The organism is Indibacter alkaliphilus LW1, from assembly GCF_000295935.2.
GTDB classification, from domain to species: Bacteria; Bacteroidota; Bacteroidia; order Cytophagales; family Cyclobacteriaceae; genus Indibacter; species Indibacter alkaliphilus.
The window spans coordinates 84,733-105,755 of record NZ_ALWO02000045.1 but is presented as its reverse complement, the minus strand read 5'-3'; the positions used below and the strand labels follow the sequence as shown (position 1 = coordinate 105,755).

At 39.5% G+C, this 21,023-nt stretch carries 20 protein-coding genes and 1 tRNA gene; 13 read left to right on the top strand and 8 right to left on the bottom strand.

Annotated elements, in window-relative coordinates; translation table 11 throughout:
* The first annotated feature begins 3 nt into the window (after positions 1 to 3).
* Positions 4 to 147, top strand: a complete 144-nt coding sequence (locus A33Q_RS22220) for a hypothetical protein (protein ID WP_016255423.1) — start codon at positions 4 to 6, stop codon at positions 145 to 147.
* On the opposite strand, the gene A33Q_RS16265 is transcribed toward A33Q_RS22220, so the two are convergent.
* Together A33Q_RS16265 and A33Q_RS16260 are read right to left on the bottom strand one after the other, a co-directional pair.
* Positions 144 to 1,604: a PKD domain-containing protein gene (locus A33Q_RS16265; protein WP_016255422.1), complete on the bottom strand. Its 1,461-nt coding sequence runs from the start codon at positions 1,602 to 1,604 to the stop codon at positions 144 to 146. The genes A33Q_RS22220 and A33Q_RS16265 overlap by 4 nt on opposite strands.
* A 246-nt stretch (positions 1,605 to 1,850) precedes the next feature.
* Positions 1,851 to 2,519 (bottom strand): hemerythrin domain-containing protein, encoded by a 669-nt coding sequence (locus tag A33Q_RS16260; protein WP_040490578.1) that lies wholly within the window; start codon positions 2,517 to 2,519, stop codon positions 1,851 to 1,853.
* 233 nt (positions 2,520 to 2,752) lie between these two features.
* Between A33Q_RS16260 and A33Q_RS16255 the strand changes: the two genes are divergently transcribed.
* The 10 genes from A33Q_RS16255 (at position 2,753) to A33Q_RS16210 (ending at position 12,585) form a co-directional block, all read left to right on the top strand.
* Positions 2,753 to 3,754, top strand: a complete 1,002-nt coding sequence (locus A33Q_RS16255) for an FAD:protein FMN transferase (RefSeq protein ID WP_084328498.1) — start codon at positions 2,753 to 2,755, stop codon at positions 3,752 to 3,754.
* A gap of 26 nt (positions 3,755 to 3,780) precedes the next feature.
* Positions 3,781 to 4,215, top strand: coding sequence for a DUF4345 domain-containing protein (locus A33Q_RS16250; protein ID WP_009033768.1), 435 nt, complete (start codon positions 3,781 to 3,783; stop codon positions 4,213 to 4,215).
* A gap of 55 nt (positions 4,216 to 4,270) precedes the next feature.
* Positions 4,271 to 5,095, top strand: coding sequence for a DUF5602 domain-containing protein (locus tag A33Q_RS16245; protein WP_009033769.1), 825 nt, complete (start codon positions 4,271 to 4,273; stop codon positions 5,093 to 5,095).
* Between the two features lie 256 nt (positions 5,096 to 5,351).
* Positions 5,352 to 6,476, top strand: coding sequence for a hypothetical protein (locus A33Q_RS16240; RefSeq protein WP_009033770.1), 1,125 nt, complete (start codon positions 5,352 to 5,354; stop codon positions 6,474 to 6,476).
* 240 nt (positions 6,477 to 6,716) lie between these two features.
* Positions 6,717 to 9,722 carry a sensor histidine kinase gene (locus tag A33Q_RS16235; RefSeq protein ID WP_009033771.1) on the top strand — a complete coding sequence of 1,002 codons (3,006 nt, stop codon included), beginning with the start codon at positions 6,717 to 6,719 and terminating at the stop codon, positions 9,720 to 9,722.
* A gap of 93 nt (positions 9,723 to 9,815) precedes the next feature.
* The gene (locus A33Q_RS16230) at positions 9,816 to 10,448 is read left to right on the top strand and encodes a response regulator (protein WP_009033772.1); all 633 of its coding nucleotides are present in this window, start codon (positions 9,816 to 9,818) and stop codon (positions 10,446 to 10,448) included.
* Between the two features lie 160 nt (positions 10,449 to 10,608).
* Complete coding sequence (locus A33Q_RS16225; RefSeq protein ID WP_009033773.1) at positions 10,609 to 11,055, top strand: GNAT family N-acetyltransferase; 447 nt, start codon at positions 10,609 to 10,611, stop codon at positions 11,053 to 11,055.
* 554 nt (positions 11,056 to 11,609) lie between these two features.
* Positions 11,610 to 11,939, top strand: a complete 330-nt coding sequence (locus A33Q_RS22550) for an RNA polymerase sigma factor (protein ID WP_016255417.1) — start codon at positions 11,610 to 11,612, stop codon at positions 11,937 to 11,939.
* Complete coding sequence (locus A33Q_RS22545; protein WP_016255416.1) at positions 11,909 to 12,181, top strand: RNA polymerase sigma factor; 273 nt, start codon at positions 11,909 to 11,911, stop codon at positions 12,179 to 12,181. The genes A33Q_RS22550 and A33Q_RS22545 overlap by 31 nt, the downstream gene beginning before the upstream one ends.
* A 2-nt stretch (positions 12,182 to 12,183) precedes the next feature.
* Complete coding sequence (locus tag A33Q_RS16210; protein ID WP_009033775.1) at positions 12,184 to 12,585, top strand: VOC family protein; 402 nt, start codon at positions 12,184 to 12,186, stop codon at positions 12,583 to 12,585.
* Positions 12,586 to 12,824: 239 nt separating this feature from the next.
* Here A33Q_RS16210 and A33Q_RS16205 read toward each other — a convergent pair whose 3' ends face one another.
* Entirely contained in the window at positions 12,825 to 13,433 is a 609-nt protein-coding gene (locus A33Q_RS16205) for a sugar transferase (protein ID WP_009033776.1), read from the bottom strand.
* A gap of 76 nt (positions 13,434 to 13,509) precedes the next feature.
* Positions 13,510 to 14,532: a 3-dehydro-L-gulonate 2-dehydrogenase gene (yiaK, locus tag A33Q_RS16200; RefSeq protein WP_009033777.1), complete on the bottom strand. Its 1,023-nt coding sequence runs from the start codon at positions 14,530 to 14,532 to the stop codon at positions 13,510 to 13,512.
* A gap of 171 nt (positions 14,533 to 14,703) precedes the next feature.
* On the opposite strand from yiaK, the gene A33Q_RS16195 reads away from it, so the two are divergent.
* Positions 14,704 to 14,777 (top strand) — tRNA-Pro (locus A33Q_RS16195).
* A 99-nt stretch (positions 14,778 to 14,876) separates the two neighbouring features.
* Here A33Q_RS16195 and A33Q_RS21645 read toward each other — a convergent pair.
* Both A33Q_RS21645 and A33Q_RS16185 read right to left on the bottom strand, forming a co-directional pair.
* Positions 14,877 to 15,815 carry a DUF4097 family beta strand repeat-containing protein gene (locus A33Q_RS21645; RefSeq protein ID WP_009033778.1) on the bottom strand — a complete coding sequence of 313 codons (939 nt, stop codon included), beginning with the start codon at positions 15,813 to 15,815 and terminating at the stop codon, positions 14,877 to 14,879.
* 135 nt (positions 15,816 to 15,950) lie between these two features.
* Positions 15,951 to 16,706, bottom strand: coding sequence for an NUDIX hydrolase (locus tag A33Q_RS16185; protein ID WP_009033779.1), 756 nt, complete (start codon positions 16,704 to 16,706; stop codon positions 15,951 to 15,953).
* 140 nt (positions 16,707 to 16,846) lie between these two features.
* On the opposite strand from A33Q_RS16185, the gene A33Q_RS16180 reads away from it, so the two are divergent.
* On the top strand, positions 16,847 to 18,946 hold the full coding sequence (locus A33Q_RS16180) for a M28 family peptidase (RefSeq protein WP_009033780.1): 2,100 nt from the start codon (positions 16,847 to 16,849) through the stop codon (positions 18,944 to 18,946).
* Between the two features lie 31 nt (positions 18,947 to 18,977).
* Here A33Q_RS16180 and A33Q_RS16175 read toward each other — a convergent pair whose 3' ends face one another.
* Both A33Q_RS16175 and A33Q_RS16170 read right to left on the bottom strand, forming a co-directional pair.
* Entirely contained in the window at positions 18,978 to 20,138 is a 1,161-nt protein-coding gene (locus A33Q_RS16175) for a THUMP domain-containing class I SAM-dependent RNA methyltransferase (protein WP_009033781.1), read from the bottom strand.
* 50 nt (positions 20,139 to 20,188) lie between these two features.
* Positions 20,189 to 21,022 (bottom strand): DUF4249 family protein, encoded by an 834-nt coding sequence (locus A33Q_RS16170; protein WP_009033782.1) that lies wholly within the window; start codon positions 21,020 to 21,022, stop codon positions 20,189 to 20,191.
* Position 21,023 lies beyond the last annotated feature (1 nt).

Sequence of the window (21,023 nt, the reverse complement as noted above, 5' to 3'; positions counted from 1 at the left end):
TCAATGGAATGGAAAGATCGCTATAATTTCCTTTCCCTTTTCTACATGCATAAAAAAGCCTCTGAAGTCAATAGACTCCAAAGGCTTGTAAAAAAGGCTGCCAATAAATCGGCAAGCCATTCCCCTTATGAAAAATTTCTTTTTTAATCTTCCTGCATATTGGTCTCTCCAAGCGCCATGTTCTCCAGCCTGATATTTTCCCCAACGGTAATCAATGGAGCACCGCCCCAAGTCCCATAAGCATAACCTAATCCATCTGCAAACAGAATATTATCAATGGACAAGGTTCCGCTTCTTACAAAAACAGCAGCTCTAGATGCACCTGTGGTAAGTGGGGAAGAACCGGTATCCCTGATTACAGCATGGCTGATGGAATTACCTCCCGAGGAAGTGACGTAAATACCTTGCCAAGCTCCTGCACCACTTTCCATTCCTTCAAAAATTACGGGATCGTCTTCAGTTCCCTCCACCTTCAAAGTACCATTGACAACTCTGATGAGGTCGTTACCACCTTCTACCTTGATAATTGCACCTGCCTCAATGACTAAGTCTGCATCTACTCCAAATCCTCCGCTGACATAAGGCACATTGAGTTTTTGCCAAACCAAATCACCTGAAGGAGTGGAAGTAAAACTTGATCTTGAATCGATTATATCCTGTTCGTTGCCGGTGTAATCTGATTCGCTATCGAAAAAATGATAATAATCAGCTTTGGCTAGTACAGGCCTTACATTTTCTTTATAGTCATTGGCAATATGAGTTAGATTCAAATTGGATCTGCTTGTCACAATACCCAACTCCAAGCCGGCATTGGCTGCATTGCTCAACTTACAGTTTTCCATATGCAGTCTCCCATTATTCCCAAAAGTAATCATACCCCGGTCATTGTTTCTGTTTCTTCCACCATCGCTCACATGTACATGGATCATCCGGTTTTCCGAACTTCCAGATACCCACCTGATACTTCCCCAATAACCCTTGGTATTTTCTCTTCCCTGAATGATGATAGGCTCTTCTTCAGTTCCCTCAAGATTGAAAAAGCTATTGGCCTCAACATTGATGCCTACTCCTTCGGTCATTTCGATTTCAACTCCTGGCAATACTGTAATCTGGCTTTCACGCATAGATACCACGCTTGTAATCCTATAGTCCGGCATTCCCTCTGGAGTTGTTCTTCCCCAAGTTTCAGTAACACCACTCAATACGCCACCAACCTCTACTATTTCCGCATCCACGCGAACCATCAGGTTGGCAGATTGGGATTCAAACTCAGTGGATGCTGTTAGCCTAAAAACAAATTCCCCCACTTGTAATGGAGTAAATTTTGCGATAGGCGAATTGGCATCCTCCAGAGAAGCCGGAGCAAAGTGATCACCTGGAAAGCTCACAGCTTCCCAGCTATAGGTAATCGGAGCTCCTGATGCATCTGAGGTTCTGGAACCATCAAGTTCAACGGTCACCCCAAACATAGTGTCAAAGTCATTAGCCACTGCTACATTTAAACTGTCCGGACGGACTTCATCCTCATCCTCACAGGAGAAAAACAGCATGGAAATCAATAAAATAGTCAAAAATTTAGAGTAATGAATAAAAGGTTTCATCATAGTAAGAATTTGTTGTACGATATAAATAACATACTAAGCTGTTAATTTTTATTTTGAAAGAAAAGGCTTAGTTAGGTATCCATACTGCTCAGTGAGGATTAGACCCATTCGGATGAGAGATCTGTCAGCAGATCGAGCTGCTGAAACATGGGAATTCGCAAAAACAAAGACTTCAACCTACTAAAGGAAATCCAAAACCTACTTTTAAAACCTTTTTATAAGCTGTTTCTTGAGCTAGCAAGAAGCTCAAGAAACAGCAGGTGCAACAGGAAGAAGATCCATTGTAAGTCGTGAATAGTCTAAAGGGTTGAGCTCCTCTTCCACCATAGCCATCAAGGTGTCGAAAAATATTTTAGGAGCATTTGCTTTCACTCCTGCAAGAGCATGAAACCTTTCAGTTGGATTCAGAGCTGGAATGATAAACCTAAACCAACGCAAAATTTTCTCAGGAGTAAAAGAAGAAATAATCTCATGATGTTGAAATGCTAACTCTTCATCTGAATAATTGGACCAAATCACATGCAAAACTTTGTTTTCCTCCATCAACATATGTTCCAAATACTTGGCATGAAAACTTGAGAAATCCATAAAGTACTGAATAAACTTTTTCGGATTATCTCCTACCTGAAGGTCATCCAATTGAACTTTTAGCACCTCCACTAGAGCCTCTAGCATTTCATGTTCTTCCTCATTCTCCACAGTACTGCCAGGTACTCTCTTTTCAAGGTCCGGAAGAACAATGGTATCCTCCACTTTAGCATGCTGTTCAAGAAGATAAAAGAGCTCATTGGAATACCATTTCAATTTTTTCAAATCATGCAAACTATTGCTGTCCACATTTCCCGTCAATAAAGACACCTTTCCCAACAAATTTCTCAATCCTTTATGCGGTAATAAATAGGGGTTAGTTCTCATATTCTTATAATTTTTTTCCCTAGAGATGGAATAAAAAGCAAGCGGGTTGCAGGTACCGGCGAAAACCACATATAGATGTGATTTTAGGGTGTCCTGTGAAGGCAACATACAACCTGAAGTCCACAAACCCCATCTATAAAAAAATCCAAAAATTCAGGATTTTGTCAAGCATATGGAATGGAGGAAAAGTATCATCCTTCTTTAATAACTATTTGAAGAAAAATATTGAACAGATGAAGATAAGGGCAAAACTGATCATATTCTTAAGTACCCTTTTGGCAATGATAGCATTGCTTCATATAGGAAGTCAGATCCGAAATGAAGAGGCGATTGTTTTTATGGAAGGCAGGGCCCTTGGTGTAGCCTATTCCTTACAGTACAAAGGTGATGCTGCCCTAGAAAAACCCTTAGATTCAATCATTTATAGTATTGACAAGATATTCAATATACAGAGACCTGACTCTGAGCTCTCAAGATTCAACCGCAATGGAATAGTAGAAAATATATCCGATCACCTGAAAAGGGTTTTAAAAATATCAGATCATTACCATCAAATTTCAGAAGGAATGGTCAATCACTGCATGCTTCCTTTGATAGAAGCTTGGGGAAGGGATTTTTCCCAAAAAAGCCTGATAAGCGATACCCTTGTCGATTCATTATTACAACTGACTTCCCAAAGCAATATTTTATTGGAAAAAGGGGATTTAATAGCTCTTCAAAAGGGCAGCAGAATTGACCTGAATTACATTGATAAAGGCTATTTGATCAATGAACTCAGTGAATTTCTAAGAACAAAGGGAGTCAAAGATTTTCAAATGGAATTCGGCTTGGACGGTTGTGTATTCGGCAGTATGAAAAGCTCACAAATATCCAATTTTCTGATCAATATACCTCAGAAAATTGGAAATGAAATTAAAATCAACCAGACCTATCAAATCAAAAACAGAGCATATTCTACCTCCGGAAATTTTGAAAAATTTTACCTGGATGAATTAGGAAACAAGCATTCACATTTGATTGATCCCAAAAGTGGCTATCCTATTAAGAATGGAATTCTTTCTACTCACATTCTGGCTCATTCAGCTATAGAAGCTGATGCCATCGCTACTTTGACCATGATTCAGAACCTGGAAAGTTCAAAAAACCTGATTACAACAATGCCAGGTCTGGAAGGGCTGATCATTTACCATGAAGCCGGTGAACTCAAAAGCTGGATATCCTCTGGCTTTGAATAATAAAGGAAAATTTAAACTACACACATATGAAAACAACAAAAATTATCGATTCCATGGCAAAAGGGTACGTGATATTTTCCGTACTCTCACTGACTTATGTCAGCATTCTGGGAATAATTTCACCCCAGCAAGTAATGGATATGGTCCAGGTCAAACTCACCAATACCGATGCGATAAGTTCTATCCGCGGTGTATATGGAGGTGTCGGCCTCACAATCTCCATGTTTTTAGTATTTCTGTTATTCAACAGACCTGATTGGGCCTTGTCTTTCTTGGTGATATTCTGGGGAAGTTATGCCATCAGCAGGATTATGACCATTTTTTTAGATGGAGGATTGGGGGATTTCGGATCCAATTGGCTCATCATTGAAAGCTCCCTCTTTTTGGTCGGTTCCATCATTCTTATTGTCAGGAACCTTGTCGGAAAAACAACCGAACTGCTTTACTCAGTAATGGACTAAGCAGAAATACGAGTCTGAATTTAATTCAATTTTAATAATCTAAACCAACTAATTTATGTATCGATTACCAAATTACAGTTTTGCATCCCTTTTAGGCTTAATATTAGCCTTGTTCTTTAGTTCTTGTGAACTTGTAGAAAAAGAAAACCCGCTTGTGGTCAAAGAGCCAATCTCAGGATTTACCACCTACTATGGCCCAGCTACTAAGATGGGTAATGGAAAAATCCAATCATTCGTCACTTATAACAAAGCCAGGAAACCCATAGCTTTTGGTATAAAGATGAATGAAAAATCATTGGAAAACTTACCAACTGGATCCCATGCCCATGGCTCTTTGGAATATAAACTCAAGCTGCCAAATCAGGCAGCTACACTCCCCTACAAACATATTGTAGTAGACTGGGCACCGGAAGGGCATCAACCAGAAGGAATTTATGATCTTCCGCATTTTGATATACACTTCTATACAATTTCAGAAGCTGAACGAGAGCAAATTACCGGACTTACTCCTGATCAAATGGACACAGAAATCCCTTTGGCGAAGTATCTTCCAGAAAACTATATACAGTTACCGGGAAGAGTTCCTAAAATGGGCGTTCATTGGATGAATCCTTTAGGACCTGAATTTCAAGGGGAGACTTTTACTAAAACCCTTATTTACGGGACTTCAAAAAGCAAAGTAGCATTTTTAGAACCTATGATTACTTTGGATTATATCAAAAGCAAACCCAATGCTTATACCGAAATCCCTCAACCAGAGGCAGTTGAGGAATCTGGATATTATCCTAAAAAATACTATGTAGGCTATGATACTGAAAGAAAGGAATATGTGATTTATCTATCTGATTTTGAATATTTAAGAGAAGATGAAGTAAATTGATTGTTTCGGTTTTTTGTTTCCAAAATCCCCGTGGTCGTGCTGCGGGGTTTTTTGGATTTTAGATCCTAAGTCGCTAAAAATCTCGTGAATATAAGAAAACCATTTTTTGAAAATTTATTTAAAATCCGGTCATAGTTCGGAGAAAATCAGGGATAAAGCTGGTATTAATCCAATAGACAAAATTAGAATACATTTTTTTTAGTGATGCAACCTGGGAGACAAAAGGCTCATCTTTTAGAAAAACTAAACCAAGATTATGAAAAAAGCAGTATTAATCATTGAAGGGATTTTATTTCTTATGTTCTTATTTTCCTGTTGTGAACCAAAGGAGGTACTTCCAATTGAAAAAAATTCCTCAGTCAGTTTCAGTTTACCTTTTGGGATATTGGAGGAAAATAATGCAGAAGGGATTTGGGTACGGCTCCACCTGAGTCAGGCCGCTTATGAAGTAGGGGAAGTGAAAATCAAACAAATCTCAAGAGATGATTTCAACCCTTTTACAACAATTCCGGAAATGAGACCAGAAGGAATCATAAGCCTTGATGTACCCAAAGGAAGCACTGAAATAATGTTTAAAGTGATTCCCATTGATGATGCTATTTTGACTGGCCATAAAGATTTTACATTTCAGATCCACAGTGTCAAAGGAAAATTGCTTGTAGGAAGTCTGGATTTTTTTGAATTGAAATTCAAAGATGATGAATTGGAAGGAAAGCTAAAATCTTATGAAACGCAAGGTGCAGAAACGCTCTACCAACAGCAATATGAATATGACAACAGGGGTAATATTCGCAGAGTTACTTGGAAATCGGGCATTAATCAGCCACAATTGGGGCAATATATTTATCAATACAACGAAGCAGGACAACTCAAACAAATATTCTCAGAACCGGAAAGGCTTACTCAGATTTTTACCTATTCAGATGGTTTCTTGAGTATGAATGAAAGACCCTCCTTTTCAGATGACTTGGATTTTGAAACTTATGCATTTGACGAGCATGGAAGGCCAACTGCTATTTCTTATAAAAGTAGAAAGCCTTCCGGGTATGAAGAATTATTGGGATACAGGTTATTTTCCTATTACCCTAATGGAAATCTGGAAACCATGTCCTATTTTGTTTTTATATCAGCTCATGAAGTAGAGTTGAGACAAAAAGTAACTTATTCAGAGTATAAAGTGAATGACAATCCCCTACCATTTTTCGATGGGGTGCCGGGATTGTTGATCCAACCAAAACTTCCAGGGGAAATTATATGGGAAGAAATGGAATCAAGTACTACCTATTTCCTAGACTATGAATTCCAGAGTAATGGCATGGTAAGTCATAGAACACTAAGGGGGCCAATGGGAGATGAGATTACAAAATACTATTATTATTGAAAAAAAGAGTACGGAGCAAGTAATCTGAATATTTCCTAAAGGAGCAGGGCATTTGGAGTTCTTGGACCTATGGCTTCGGGATTGGTAAGACAGGGGTCCGAGACTACTCAGAAAGTGTTACTCTTTATTCTGAATAGCTTAGCTTTTGGTGCTGGGGAGAACTTATAACCACATATTCGTGTGATTTATGGCTTTGTTGAAATACAATTTTCCTGGCTTTGTTTATATTGCTAGGACTTCATGAAGCACATTTTCACCATATTCCTTTTTTTATGGTTAGGTCAAGAAATCCTGGCCAATAAGAATCCCTTTTTCAACCGGCTTACAGTCAAAGATGGTTTGGCATCCAATCAGGTTTTATCCTTATGGCAGGATAAAAAGGGCTTTATCTGGATCGGAACCTCCAATGGACTTCAGCGCTATGACGGAAACAACTTTCTTTATTTTGGCATTCAACGCCCTGAGAAATTCCCCTCTATGCCTGCCAAACATATTTTTGAAGATCATGAAGGGAGGATGTGGATTAACTATGGCCGGCACATTGGAATTTACGATCCTGAGTCTCAAGCCTTCAAGGAAATACCTCTGGAAAATAGCGAAAACCGGTCTATGGGCGAATATATTTACCAAGATAGTAAAGGGAATATATTCTTGGTACTCGTACGAAGAAAAGCTCTACGGTATGATAAAAGTCGGGGTATTTTTACCGATAAAAACCTGCCCTTTAAAATCCCTGAAGGTTACAGAGTCAACAGGGTTTTCGAAGACAGCAAAACAGGCTTTTATTGGGTTTCCAGTGAGGAAGGAGTCTCAGTCTATGACCCTAAGTCAGACCAGGTTTATTTCAGAGCAAACAATCCGCTTTCCCTTCCCTTTTTGGAAGAAGAAAGAGTGAAAATCGTAACTGAATATTACATAGATAAGAACAGGACGCATTGGATCAGCTACTGGACACCAAAAGAACAGATTTTTGAATCATTTGATGAACACCTACAGCAATACATTACCGATGCCTCATCACTTTTGAATACCAGTAATGAGTACCGTGAAGTACAGCATACCTTGGAAAGTAAAAGAGATGAACTCTGGAAATATGGTGTTCGGAGTTTTTATAAGTTTGACAGGGTTAAGAAGAAGTTTGATCTCTACAAATTTGATTTTTTGGAGTATAAAAAAGTCTCACAAATCTATGAGGACAGAGAGGGCGCATTATGGATAGCAACTGATAGCGGCCTCTATCATTATACCCACAACTCCCCTCAAGTTGATTACTACTTCGCCGCAGAAAGCAAGTCGAATTCATTTATGAGTGTGAAGGAAATAAAGCTTACTCATTCAAAACAAAGACAATTTTGGATAGCAGATTGGGGTAAAGGCATTCAGATTCTTGACCAAAACCTGAAGCCCCAACCTTCAGAAAAGATTTACAGAGGCTCTGCCCGACATAAGGAATTATACCAAAGTTGGTGCTTACTTCAGGACAGGCTAACAAATCAAGTTTGGGTAGGAAATCAGGCAGGGTGGCTTCAATGGATAAACCCTGAAACTCTGGAAACGCAGGAATTCAATTTTCCGGTTTTTGAACGGGCTACCATTAGAAGCATTGAGCAAGACCAAAGCGGTGATGTATGGTTTTCTACTCAAAAGGGGGATTTGATCAAATACAAAGCTGGTTCTCCTTTGATAAACGACTCATTTGAAAAAATAAAAGCGTTCAAAGGATTTACTTTTGTGAATATGGTAGACAGTCAAAACAGAATCTGGGTTGGCTCAGCCCATGACGGCGTTTATTGCATGGATACCCAAACAGGAGAAAATATCATACACCTGGACAAGAGTAACTTTCGGGACAGCCCCGTCGAAAAAATGGTTCAGCTCAACGACAGCATCTATGTTTTTGGCTATGAGCTATTGTATACTTTTAATGAGAAGAGCGGGGAAATCAGAACACTTTCGTATGCTGAAGGACTAAGCGGAAATGATATCATCACCATTGTTCCTGATAGAGATGGCTTCCTGTGGATATATACCCCAAATGGTATCTGCAGGTACAATTATTTTCAAAATTCATTTACACAATATGGGGCCAGGGACGGATTTGGCTTGATAGAAACCGATGGTGATTTTGGGCTCAAAACAAATACCGGAGAGATTATTTTTCTCGGTAAAAACTCCCTCGTCCGATTTAATCCAATTCAATACAACAGCAGCTTAAAACCTGACCGGCCTTCCCTTACTTCAATCAGACTTTTTGATAAGGCTATTTTTGTGGATTCTCTTACTACTGAAAAAAGAAGGTCTTTTAGCCATGATCAAAATGCCTTCACTTTTTACTTTAGTACTTTGAGTTATATTCATCAGGACAAACTCAGGTATTACTATAAATTATCCGGAATTGATGATGACTGGAGAAGCAGTGGCGTAAACAACATGGCTGTATATTCATTACTCCCTCCAGGAAAATATATTCTTGAATTTAAAAGTGAAAATGAGGAGCGTCTCTCCTCTCCGATCGGTACTTTTTACTTTAAAATATTACCGCCTTTTTATGAAACCTGGTGGTTTAGGCTTTTGATCTTACTCATATCCATTGGTATCATTTATGTGATTTTCAAACTCAATATCAATAGAATTCTTGCCGTGGTCAAAGTCAGAAACAGAGTAGCCAGGGATCTTCATGATGATATGGGGTCAACATTGAGCACTATCAACATTCTTAGTAGCATGGCCAAAACCAAATTGCATACTGAGCCTATAAAAACCAGTGAGTACATTTCAAAAATATCTGAAAACAGTCAGAGAATGATGGAAGCGATGGATGACATTGTGTGGAGCATCAAGCCCAGCAATGACAGCATGGATAAAGTTATCGCCAGAATGAGAGAATTTACCAATTCTGTCCTGGAAGCAAAGGAAATTGATTTCAGATTTGAAGTGGAAGAAAAGGTATATCAGACCAAAATCCCAATGGATACCAGAAGAGATCTGTTTCTGATTTTCAAAGAATCTGTAAATAATCTGGCCAAATATTCGAAATGTAGCCGAGCATTCATTCATTTTTCATTAAAGAAAAAAATGCTCCATATGCGAATCAGGGATTATGGACAAGGATTTGTTATCCAAGAAGCCGATGAAGGCAATGGACTGAATAATATGCAAAAGAGAGCAGATAAAATGGGCGGAGCACTTAAAGTATTTTCAGAACCAGGAGAAGGCACCGAGGTAATTTTGGATGTTCCGATCTGAAATAATGACTTAAAGTCTATTATGTAAAATTAACCTCTTTATGCGATTGAGTCAGGCTGCCATTTATTATAGATTTGTAAAAAAAAGTTAGGTATGATCAAAGTTCTGATTTATGAGGACAATCCCCAATTGAGGGAGGGGCTTAGCATGTTAATTGATGGCAGTGAAGGCTTCAGGGTATTGGGTGCTTTCAAAAACTGTTCAAACATTGTCTATGAAGTGGGCTCTTACAAGCCTGATGTAATTCTCATGGACATAGACATGCCCGGTGTCAATGGTTTGGAAGGTCTGAAAATCGTCAGACAAAAAAATACAGAAGTCAGTATTCTGATGCTGACTGTTTTTGATGACAACAAGAATATTTTTGAGGCATTGCAAAGTGGTGCCAATGGTTATATCCTTAAAAAGACACCTCCTGCAAAGCTTTTAGAATACATCATGGAGGCAGCTACGGGAGGTGCCCCAATGACGGCTTCTGTTGCTGCCCAAGTGCTTAAGATGTTTTCTCTGATCAATATTCCGGCAGACAATAATTACAATCTTTCCGAAAGGGAAAAGCAGGTATTACAACTCTTGGTAAAGGGATATTCCTATAAAATGATTGCCGGAGAAATGTTTATAGCCATGGATACAGTCCGGAGCCATATCAAAAAAATCTACGAAAAGCTTCATGTGAACAGTAAGTCTGAAGCTGTTGCAAAGGCCTTTAGGGACAGGATTGTATAAATTTAACAATCACATAATCCATAGGGGCAAGTCCAGAATCGGGTTCTGATGAACAAAACAAGCATTTTTGATTAGGCCGATTTTCGAAATCAGAAATAATCTGATGAATGGTTGGCTTTAAAAGGAATGCTGTATTTTCTTTGAGAAAAATAAGGCCCAAATGATCAAAGCCAGCAACAAACCCGAGGAATACCCCGCACTCCTGGATATCTGGGAGGCTTCCGTGAGGGCCACTCATGATTTTTTAACTGAGGAAAAAATACTTGAGATCAAACAAATCATTAAAGAGGGCAAGGCATTTTCTCATGTAGACCTCTATTCTTTCATGGATATGGAAGGGACCAGACTTGGCTTTTTAGGACTTTCAAAAGACAAAATCGAAATGCTGTTTATCCATCCTGACTTCAGAGGGATGGGAGTTGGACAGCGGCTGACTGAGTTTGCGATTTATGAAAAGCAGATTCGCAAAGTGGACGTCAATGAGCAAAATGAACAGGCTGTGGGTTTTTACAAAAAGATGGGATTTTCAGTATTGAAAAAAAAACCCTTAGATGCCCAGGGAAATCCGTTCCCTATTTTGGAAATGGGTTTAGAGAAGGATTCTTAGAAGAATATTTAGATTTTAGACCTTGAATTTTAAATCTATTTAAAGAAGTCAAATTCTTTCATCAGTTTAAGAGCGGATCCTGAGTGCTTTATTTTTTCAAAAAAACAAGCTTACCTTTTGCTAGGCAAAACGCAATAGAAGGTCTCCCCAATTGATCAAGGCCAATATTTAAGTCCATAATATCTAATTGATTTTTCACCCAAAGATGTGATTTCAGCTGTCATCCTGCTGCGGTAAGTTTGTGTATTAATTAAAACAACAATGCACACTACAAGCAAGATTTTTGGCTTTATCTTATTTTTCTGGGCCTGCACTTTTACACAGCAGGCCTCCTATCCCAATTCAGGTCTGTTCTATTCAGATTCATCTGGTTTGGGGATTGATAAGAATATAAGCCCCTTTTTGGGGTCAAGCCAAAATCAATTCCCAATAGGTCAGAACCCTGAAAACCATAAGGATAAAAATATTTTTCACATTAATATGTGATTTTATCAGGATACAGAAACTCAGAATTTTGACCAAAGAATTAGCCATTTTTAAATCAAACAAGAACCATGACAAGTCTCAAAAAATATTCCGAAACAGAACTGTACATTGGCTGTCAAAAACAGATTCCAGCTTTTCAAAAAGAAGTTTATGAACGCTTTTCGCCAAAAATGTTTGCTCTCTGCTTGAGGTATGTCAAAGAGACTGCTGCTGCAGAAGATGTACTTATTATAGGATTTATGAAAATTTTTGACCGCATCCATCAGTTTCAGGGCAAAGGAAGTTTTGCTGGCTGGATCAGAAGAATTATGATCAATGAATGCCTGATGTACCTTGAGAAAGAAAAAACCTGTACAATGAAATCGGATTGGATGGCATTCTGCCTGCTCCTGTTTTGACTTTTCCTTCAGATAATCTGGCAGTAGATGACCTAATGAAGCTGATTAACAGTCTTCCTTTAGGATATAAGACTGTTTTCAATCTATATGCAGTGGAGGGATACTCTCATCAGGAAATAGCCCAAAAACTTCAGATCAGTGAAAACACTTCAAAATCCCAGCTCAGCAGGGCAAGAATGCATTTGCAAAAAATGATCAAATACAGACCTTTGGGGAATGAAAAAACCTTATTAAGCGCATAATTATGATTGGATTAGAACACATCGCCATCTGGGCAATGGACCTGGAATTACTCAAAAAGTACTATACCCAATACTTTGAGGCCAAAAGCAATTCTTTGTATCAAAATCCTAAGACAGGATTCAAAAGCTATTTTCTGAGTTTTAACTCCGGTGCACGGCTCGAAATCATGCAGATGAAAGGGATCCCCCAAACAAAAGATGACAGCAAAATTTCACAACACACAGGACTGATTCATTTGGCTTTCGGGGTTGAAAGCAAATCTGCCGTTGACCAAAAAGCTGAAGATCTCAAGGGCGCAGGGTTTGAAATCCTAAGGGGACCAAGAACCACCGGTGATGGATATTATGAATTCGAAACACTGGACCCAGAAGGAAACAGACTAGAGGTAACATTCAAACTATAAGAGCATAAAAAAAGATTTCAGATACCCTCAATCAATAGATAAAAAAATCACACCATTGTGTGAAAGGAGGCCTATCCTGAATGCAATTACATTTGGGATATACACTTCCTCTAAAGTGGTGAAATAAATAAAAAGCCGGATTCAGTTCCGGTTTTTTTGATTTAACTTTGGAACAAAGCGAATTTGGGCTCTTGTATTGATGATTAAGGAATCTGAAAACTTTTATAACAGGTGTAATCCTAGCCTTGTTGATCCCCTTCATTCCCTTTAAACCAGTGCATGGTCTTGGTATTTTCTGCGTTGATATCAGATCTTTTGAAAACCTTTAAAACAGTCAGAAAAATAATTTTTAGATCCAGCCAAAAGCTCTGATTTTCTACATACCACACATCCAATTCAAATTTTCTCTTCCAGGAAATGGCATTACGACCATTGACCTGAGCCCAGCCGGTTATACCCGGCTTGACCTCCATGCGCCTTTTTTGGAAGTCATTATAAAGTGGAAGATATTCCATTAACAAAGGTCTCGGCCCAACTAAAGACATATCTCCTTTGATCACATTGATTAAGCCTGGAAGTTCATCTAAACTTGTAGCCCTAAGCCTGCTCCCAAAATCCGTAAGCCTGATATCGTCTTCCAACAAATTCCCTTCTGAATCTCTGGCATCCGTCATTGATCTGAATTTCAACATTTTGAATGGTATTCCATTTTCACCTGGCCTTATTTGGGTAAAAATCACAGGTCTTCCTAGCTTGTAAGCAATCAGTGCTGCAGTAAATAAGATAATTGGAGCTAATACCGTCAAGGCAAGTAAGGCAATAGTAAAATCGAAAATCCTTTTAATCATGGGTACAGATTAGATTTTCAAAAATAGAGGCAAGATTTAGCAATACAAAATTAAGGTCTTCTAAAGTAAGTTAAGCCTATTCATCCAAATCAGCATGTGCAAGAATTTTCTCCCAAATTAATTTATCTACCGGAACCCCCATTTCCATATTCTGCTTTCTGGTTTTGAGGAGATTTTCTCCTGGAAAGCGTACCTTTTGCCCCTCTAAGACTTGAGAAGAATGGAAATCTTCAAGAATCCCTTCCAATTGGGTATCTGACATTTCCGTAATTCCTAATTTCTCCATATTCAAAGAAATAAAAACTTGAGAAACAGCAAACTCACCTCCTGCCTTTCCGATTTGATGCACTGCATTACCACCCGAAAGCAGGCTGGCCACTATATCCAAAACAAGTGAGAATGCAGCTCCTTTCCATAACCCTATTGGCAATGCCAATTCATTTTCGATTATTTCACTTGGGTCTTTGGTTAAGTTTCCCTGCTTATCGAAACCTGCTTCAAAAGGCATCTTCTTTCCACTATTTTTAAAAATATTCAATTTCCCATAAGAAAATTGGGACATGGCCATATCCAACAAAATCGGACCCTCCTTTCTGGGTATAGCAACTACCAAAGGATTATTTCCCAACTTTGGTTCTGAGCCTCCCCAAGCGGGAAGATTAGGTTTGGTGTTGGTAAAACAAATGCCTATACATCCAGCTTCGGTTGCCAACAAACCATAATTGCCAGCCCTCATCCAATGATTTGTATTTTTCAATCCGACTAGACCCATCCCAAACTCTTTTGACATTTGTATAGCCCTGTACATGGCAAACTGCGCATTCAATGGACCGGGACCAAGCTGACCATCCCACTGCTCATACATCAGGGATTTTTGAATCAGTTCAGGATCGGATTCAGGCTTGACTACCCCCTCTTTTATCATTTCCAAAAATATTGGGAACCTGTTGAGTCCATGGGAAGGAACTCCATCTAAACTGGCCTGGGCAAAAAGCATAGCACAGTTTTCAGCTTTTTCTATGGAAAAGCCTTTCTCTATCAAAATTGAGCTCAATGTTTTGAAAATTTCAGGAAAAGGAATCAGCTTTTGGTCAGTCATGGATCATCTGGATGAAGGGTAAATTTGGATGTGTCAAAATGTTTCTTTGACGGTCAATTTACCGAATAATGTTACCCGTAATAAATGGTTTAAAAAAAATTTAAATATTGCATCAAATAATTTTGGTTCTTAGACCTTAAGTGATACTTTTGCCATCCGTAATACTGGAATCGGGGTGTAGCGTAGCCCGGTATCGCGCCTCGTTTGGGACGAGGAGGTCGTAGGTTCGAATCCTGCCACCCCGACTTTAAAAGCTTCTTCTATTTGGAGAAGCTTTTTTTATTTATCCATACTTCAATCAACAAAATTCGAGGAAAGCTCCTTCTTAACTGAAGAGGCCTCTTTTATTTAAAATCGATCTTCACGGAACCACCAGAACTGGCCATATAAACGGGAACCCCTCCTCCATTCATCTTGCCTTTGATGGTATTGGAGCTGATTTCTCCCTGAAAATTCTCCAATCTCATTTTAGAGGATGTCCCCCTGAGATCGAGGTCCAACCCTTCATTTTTCGGAAGTGTGGCTGTTATCCCTCCTCCGCTGGTTTTGAGGCTGACTTCCCCTTCCAAGCTGAGGAGATTCGCCCTAATGCTTCCTCCTGAAGTATTGGCTACCATGCTTCCGGAAATATCTTCAACAGTAAGGCTGCCGCCGGAAGAATTCACCTTAAGTCCTCCTACAAGGTCAAAAACTTTAACAGATCCTCCACTGGAACTGATGTCCATATTTCCTACAAAACTTTCTACTGAAAAACTTCCTCCTGAGCTTTTGGCTTGAAAGTCACCTGCACAATCCATCAGACGGATAGTACCTCCGCTGCTGACCAAATTATGCCTGCCGTCCAAACCACTTATGGCTATACTGCCTCCTGCCGACCTCAAATCAGCGGATGTCCTTTCAGGAGCGTGGATTTCAAAAGCAAAGTTCAATTGGTTTCTACCCATGTTCCAAGTAACCTTAGATTTGGACTGCATGATTACATTGATTTTTTGTCCTTCTTGAACAACTTCAAATTCGAAAGCTTCCAGTTTTTCAGCGATTTCTGGATCAGTGGGATCCATGAGCTTTCCATTTCTTTTTACAAAGACTTCAACCAACACTTGATCATTGTCCCATGCTTCGATTTGAATACTGGCTCCTGCAGTTTTGATTTCTAAAGCTGCATCTCCCGTAATATCAAAAGCTTTTGAAATGTAGGGACTTCCTTCTTGAACAGTCTTGGACATGACCGACATGGGTAAAACAAGAAGGTAGAAAAACAAAATGAAAGCAAAATTTTTCATGGTTGTAGGATTTGGTTTCACTTCACAATACGATGATTGTGCCAAGACTAAAAAAGGCTAAAATCAGCTCCTAATGGCTTTTCTTTGAATAAGTAAGCGTACAATCTGACTAATTTTGTCCGTCAACGGACGATATCAGACAAAAAACAATCCACCTTCTTCCAACACTTCTGTATATCTTTTTTTATCAAACTTATACAGGTAAGGTGACTTGTGGGCTACCCCCTTTTTCACTTCAGGCAACCGGATAACAATACCAGTCTTAAGAATCTTCTTCTGGAAATTCCTAGGGTCGATTTTTTTATCCAAAATAGCCTCATACATGCGCAACATATCAGGCATAGTGAATTTATCAGGAAGAAGGTTCAAACCTATGGGCTGGAAACTCAATTCCAGTCGAAGTGCTTTGAGGGCTTTGGTCAGGATTTCGTTATGGTCAAAAAGCAATTCCGGCACATCATCCAAATCTACCCAATCGCAACTTTCTGTAAATCTATCTGGTGTAGGAAAGACTTTTTCATAATCCACCAAGGCATAATAACCTACCGAAACCACCCTGTCGAGCCAAATATGATCACTTACCAAATGCGCCAGTTTCTTTTTAATCAGTTCATTGTCATAGCGCTTGACTTTTCCAAAAGTATAAAATTGCCTCAGAAATATTTTATCCAATGCTGTTCTTTCTTTTAAAACACGAATTGCAGCATCATCGACTGACTCTGTTTGCTTGATATAACCTCCTGGCAAGCTCCATTCCCCGATGTCTTTCCACTTCAACAATAGTACTTTGAGGGAGCTGTCATGAAATCCAAAAATCACACAGTCCAGGCTCAGCTGTGGAATGCCTCCAATTGATTGCTCTGGACCGGTTTTTATATTTTCTGTCGACATTATATTTCTTTGAGTCCCTAAATAAAAGCGGATTATTTAAAATTACTAATCAAAACAAATATATACCATTCAAAAATTAAGCAGTAAGTCCCTTTGCTGTTTGGATATATTTGTAATATAACACCAACCAATCAGATTCTATGATCAAACATGTATTTTCAGCCCTAACCCTTAGCGCCTTGCTTGGACTACAAGTTCAGGCACAGAGCATAGACGGTTTTTTGAAAGGCAAAGAAGAAAAACAGAAATCCATCGAAAGTCAATTTAAGGAAACTGTAGATTTCAGCAGATTTAAAACCCACTTGGAAGCCATTACTTCTGATCCCCATCCAGCTGGCAGTGCTGCCAATGAAAAGGTAAAAGATTACATGGCTGAATCAATGAAAAAAGCAGGTTGGGATGTGAAGATCTATCCCTATGATGTCTACCTCACCATTGGGCAAGGCGAATCAGCTGTAGAGTTGGTTACGCCAATCAGAAAGCCTCTCAATCAACAAGAGTATGTGTTGCCAGACAATCCTTATTCTCTTCATCCTGATCTGAAAAAAGGCTGGAATGCATTTTCAGGAAGTGGCGATGTAACTGCAGAGGTGGTTTATGCCAATTATGGCACCAAGGCTGATTTTGAAAAACTGAAAAAAGAAGGCATTGATGTCAAAGGCAAAATTGTCATTGCTAGATATGGGGCTAATTTCAGAGGTTATAAGGCAAAGTTTGCTGAGGAATATGGGGCAGCTGGCCTAATTATCTATACTGATCCAGGAGATGCTGGATATATGAAAGGCTTGGTGTATCCTGAGGGTCTTTATTACAACGAAAGCTCAATACAAAGAGGATCATTGCTGACAGCTCCTTGGACTGGTGATGCCTTAACACCTTTTGAACCGGCCTTGCCATTGGATAGCAAAACCAAAGTAAAAAGAATTACAGACGAAGAGGCAGGACTACACACCATACCAGTGACCCCGATACCTTATGGATCTGCTCAGGAGATTTTTGAAAGGATGAAAGGAAAGCCTGTTTCGGCTGATTGGCAGGGAGGCTTGCCCTTTACTTATAGATATGATGGAGGAGAAGAGCTTTTGGTTAGGTTAATGGTAGAGCAAGAAAGAGGTTTTGTTAGAGCCAATAATGTAGTCGGGACCTTAAAAGGAGAAACCAATCCAGATGAATGGGTAATATTAGGCTGCCATTTTGATGCATGGTCTTTTGGTTCTACAGACCCCAACTCAGGAACAGCAATGCTATTGAGTATGGCGGAAACTATGGGAAAAATGGCAGAAAACGGCATCAAGCCTGGAAGATCAATTATGATTGCCCATTGGGACGCTGAAGAGCATGGTGTAATCGGATCTACAGAGTGGGTTGAGCAGTTAAGAGATGAGCTTGGAGCAAAAGCAGTGGCATATATCAATCTTGACGCAGCTGTAGCTGGAAGAAATTTCGGTGGTTCAGCATCTCCTTCCATGAAAAAAATCATGATGGATGCGGCGAAAGAAGTGGCTTACCCTGATTCTTCCAAAACTGTGTTCGAAGTTTGGGCCAGAGGCAGTGAGGAGCCGAACATTGGCAACCTTGGAGGAGGATCTGACCACATAGCATTTTACATGCACGTGGGTATTCCTTCTATCAATGCCGGAGCAGGTGGCCCTACGCTATACCACACCAATTATGATGACTTGTATTTTTATGAAAACTTTGCAGACCCAACCTGGAAAATGGGAGGTACTGTTGAGCAGGTAATCGGGATTATGGCGATGAGGCTGGCCAATGCTGACCTGATCCCCTATCACCTTAGCAGATATGCCACCGATTTGGAAAAACACTTTGAAAATGCAGAAAAGCAAGTCAAGAGTTTTAATGCTGGCTTCTCGGGATTTAGCAAAGCCAATGAGGCAATCAAATCTTTGAGCAGCAGTGCTGAGAACCTTGAGTCCAAAATCCAGACTGCTTTGGCTTCAGGAAGCATGGATTCCAAAAAGGCACAATCAGTAAATAAAGAATTGATGGCTTTGGAAAAAAGCTTTATTGATCCCAAAGGTATGTATTTTGGAAATTGGTACAGATCTCTGTATGCCTCCACAGACCCTTTCAGCGGGTATGCTTCTTGGGTTTTGCCAGGTATACAATATGAAATTGAACTAAAATCAAGCGAAAAACTTGAAGAATGGGATGAGCGCTACGCAGCAGCGATTCAGGATCTCACAAAGAAAATGGAGGTCCTGACTTCAAAAATATAGCAAAAAACGCCGGCTGAAAGGCCGGCGTTTTTTATTTACCTTTTCCTTTAAACAACTCATACTTCAATAGCCTACAGTCTATCGTACCGTTGTAGAACTCTGTTCTTTTGGAAGTCCTTAGCCCTATTTTCTTGGCCAAAGGAAGATTGCCTGTAAAGACATATCCGGTATAACCTGCACATTTTTGTTTCATAAAATCCCCTATTCGCTTGTAAGTTTCCGGTAGATCACCGTCCTCTCCTAGCCTCTCCCCATATTCAGGGTTGAAAAATAACACACCCTCTTTTCCTTCCGGGACTTCTGTATCAGCAAAGTCACATTGCTCAAAGGTAATCAGCTCATCAACTCCGGCTGTTTGAGCGTTTTCTTTTGAAAACATAATCGCTTGGAGACTGATATCTGTTGCAATAATTTTCAAAGAGGGGTTCACGAAGACTTTTCGTTCCATTTTGGCCCTGATCTTTTGATAAATTTCCTCATCATAGCCCAAAATATGCATGAAGGCATAATGATCTCTGTAAAGGCCAGGAAACCTATCTGTAGCCATCAAAGCTGCTTCAATGGCCAAGGTCCCCGATCCGCACATGGGATTGATAAAGGGACTTTGTCTATCCCAATCACTGGCATAGATTGTAGCCGAAGCTAATGCTTCCAACATAGGAGCCTCTCCCGGTATTTTTCTATAACCGTGCTTAGCTAATGTTTCTCCGGAAGTGTTGATATATAGTGTAGCTTGGGTGTCTTTCCAATACATCTGAAAAACTGCCCCTTCAAGTTCCGATCCAGTATCAGGTCGGACTCCATTAGCCTCCCTGAATTTATCTACGATTGCATCTTTGATCCTGACATTGACGAAAAGGGGATTGTCCACAGTAGGATTGTCTACATGTGAAATGACCGAAAAATAAGTGGTATCACTGATATATTCTTCCCATGGTAAAGCTTTGACTCTTCTATAGATGTCATCCGCTTTGTGCAGATAAAAAGACTTTATTTCATAAAGCACATGGCTTGCAGTTCTCAAGTGAAGATTCAATGAAATACAATCATTCAAAGAAGCTTCCAATTCAATATGCGTTCTGTGAACTGCGACCGGTATAAATCCCAAATCCAAAAGTTCTCGCTCTAAATAGGGTGCAAACCTGTCCTTACAGGTAATTACAACCTTTCCCTTATTGTCAAAATCAATCATGGAGCAAAACTAAACAAATGCAGGCATACCAATACCATATTTACCAAAAATCAATCCGGCTCAATCAGTACGGTGGCCGACAGGAAAGGGCTAACCATAAAATAACCTAATGCTTGCCTATTGCCTTTTATCAATTGAATATTTGATTCCGGGTTTTGGGGAGGTGGACTGAATAGTCCTCCGTCATTGAACAGCAGCCCGACCAACTGATTGAGATAATTATATGCATCCCTATTAAGTCTGAACAGCTCTAACCTCACCCTGTCATTTTCTTTGAATGGAAAGCCACCAAGTTCGAAGCCTCTATTTAGAATTGAAGTCCCAAAAGTGTCATCAAAAAGCAAATAATCATTTCTATTGTTCAATAACGTATCATTCCTTATTAGCCTGATCCTGTAATAGTTATCATCCTCAAAAGGAATATCACCATAAAGTGTAATGTAGTAGCCTTCCTCCCTGAAAACTCTGGCCTCTTTGAATTCATAAGTAATACTGTCAAGGGATGGGGGCTCTAAAAGCGTTCCTCGGGATTGATATTCATTTTCACCGATTTTGATATTCAGCTCATAATCCTCCCCGTAAATTCCTCCAAAGTTATTCAGTGGAAGATAACGTTGACTTTGAGGGGAAAAGAGGAAGCCTACAGTTTGTCCTGTATTGGTATTGGTTACCGACACTTCTGCGTCACTGATGATTTGGTTTGGTTCAGTATCATAATAATCTTTGGATTCAGATATTTTTACAAAATTTATAGCTCCATTATCTGTCCAAAATGCCTCGATCACCGGAATAGGTTCGGTATTCCTCAAATCGAGAAATACCTCTTCCTGACAGGAAAAAAGGCCTAAAATGATCAAAAGAGGGATATAAAATCGTTTTTTCATG